At 33.2% G+C, this 1,858-nt stretch carries 2 protein-coding genes and 2 pseudogenes; all 4 read right to left on the bottom strand.

All coding sequences use genetic code 11. From position 1 onward, the window contains the following. A pseudogene (locus ACFIMP_RS09595) lies at positions 1-98 on the bottom strand (trwi protein); the annotation flags it as partial. A gap of 217 nt (positions 99-315) precedes the next feature. Then, complete coding sequence (locus ACFIMP_RS09590) at positions 316-1,137, bottom strand: TrbJ/VirB5 family protein (protein WP_375686327.1); 822 nt, start codon at positions 1,135-1,137, stop codon at positions 316-318. Beyond that, complete coding sequence (locus tag ACFIMP_RS09585; RefSeq protein ID WP_375681561.1) at positions 1,134-1,277, bottom strand: TrwH protein; 144 nt, start codon at positions 1,275-1,277, stop codon at positions 1,134-1,136. The genes ACFIMP_RS09590 and ACFIMP_RS09585 overlap by 4 nt, the downstream gene beginning before the upstream one ends. Before the next feature lie 180 nt (positions 1,278-1,457). Continuing rightward, a pseudogene (locus ACFIMP_RS09580) lies at positions 1,458-1,709 on the bottom strand (type IV secretion system protein); the annotation flags it as partial. Positions 1,710-1,858 lie beyond the last annotated feature (149 nt).

The raw sequence follows: 1,858 nt of genomic DNA, 5'->3' as shown, positions 1-1,858 counted from the left end.
GTAATTGTAACAATTGCTTTTGAGGAAACATCCGTGACATATGTTTTTGTTATCTGATCAATTTTACTGAAAAGTTGTGTGAACACTGTAAAATTCATGGAATTCCTCTTTAACGAATTTTCAATTTTTTATCACCTTGAAACATAGATATATGCTAAACGCTTCATTTGCATTTATACATTACCTAAGTGTTTTCACCACGATATCTTGGCTTTGATAAAATATTTGTGCCTCTCTTGATTGTTCAGATAGTACTGAACCTTCTACAGTGGCTTTTGTTTTCATGAAAAAAAGTCAATGTTGTAAAGAGTTTTATTAGTTCAATCTTATTGGGGGGATTCTTTTGTTGGCAGAGTTTATAATTTTTTTATACAATAGACGTTTTTGTATATCGATAAGAGTCTTTTCATTGTTGCTTAAATTTCTGACCATTTGTAACTTTGTGTATTCATTTTGGAGCATGGATGACATGCTCTTGATGCGTGTTTGCAACTCGAAAACTTCTCTCAAATTTGTTGTTTTATCTATATCATTTAAGAAATCAGCAATTTGTGTAAAGCGCTTCTCTGCGTCTTGGAAAGCCTGCAAACTTACGGCTTTCTCGACAATTCCATTATAGTTAAGACGTGTATTAATTATATCGTATATCTTCTTCTGCGGCAATGACGAGAAGATGGCCCTGTAATCTTCGCCGTTAACCGCAGTCATAAGGACTTCGATATAACTATACATTTTGAATAGGCTAGAACCCATGTTCTTGTAGTTTTTGTGGGGGGATGGGTAGGGCGGATCTTGTAAAAAATAGCGAATGCTTTTTGTTGTTAAGGTGTGTATTGTGTGTTCTAAGTCTTTTGTTTCACTTTCACTTTCACTTTCTGTTATAGGCTGGTGGATTTTTTTCGCGTTTCCTGTTATAGATTGATGGATTTTTTTCGCGTTTTCGATCTGGCTTTCGTTTGTTGTAATTTGTTGTTTTAATAACTCAATAATTTTCAGATATTCTTCTTTTGAAAAAGGCAAAAGAGTTTGGGCAGTTGAATCCTTATTATCAGAACCCCAACTAAAATTAGATGTTAGAGTTAAATTTATCATCCCCAAAAGGGTAATCATTCCTGTTATAATAAATCGCTTTTTCATCTGTCTTCTCGCTTGATTTCGGCAGGGATTGTTTTATTAATAGGCACGCGGTTCCTATCATTAGGTTGTTTTAGCTTTGGTGCTAATGCACAAGCCGATAAAAGGTTTGCAATCAAAATTACAAGAATGATTGACTTCATTTTAATATGACTCTTTTTTACCGTTATATACATCCTGATATTTGTTATCATTATTATTATTTTGACACGTAAAGTAAAGTACGCTGTGTGTAATTATTTTACTTTTTTATTCCATTTTAATTCATGAAAATAGCTCAATTTCAGTGCAAATATTTTTTACTTTAGGATTGGATATCTTGGTTGATAAAGTCCTGTGGTAAGAGCTATTGAAGTAATAATACTTATTCGCAGGAAACGGTTTACGAATCCGAAGAGAGGCATATCTATAGCGCCACGAATGATGAGCCATCCGTAGATGATGAAAGCGATTGTGAGACCGATTGATACAAAGGGCGTAATTGTAGCTATTGTTTTTGAGGAAATATCCGTGACATATGTTTTTGTTATCTGATCAATTTTACTGAAAAGTTGCGTGAACACTGTAAAATTCACGGAATTCCTCTTTAACGAATTTTCAACTTTTTATCACCTTGAAACATAGATATATGCTAAACGCTTCATTTGCATTTATACATTACCTAAGTGTTTTCACCGTATGCTAGGCATCTCTTTTTTTTCATGGTTAAAAAATTTCATATCAA

The organism is Bartonella sp. AP65SXKL, from assembly GCF_042195725.1.
Lineage (GTDB): Bacteria > Pseudomonadota > Alphaproteobacteria > Rhizobiales > Rhizobiaceae > Bartonella.
This window is presented reverse-complemented; position numbering and strand designations above follow the sequence as displayed.

Bases quoted from the DNA above. Each gene is read 5' to 3' on its own strand.
- ACFIMP_RS09590 (WP_375686327.1), bottom strand. From the start codon at position 1,137: ATGAAAAAGCGATTTATTATAACAGGAATGATTACCCTTTTGGGGATG.
- ACFIMP_RS09585 (WP_375681561.1), bottom strand. From the start codon at position 1,277: ATGAAGTCAATCATTCTTGTAATTTTGATTGCAAACCTTTTATCGGCT.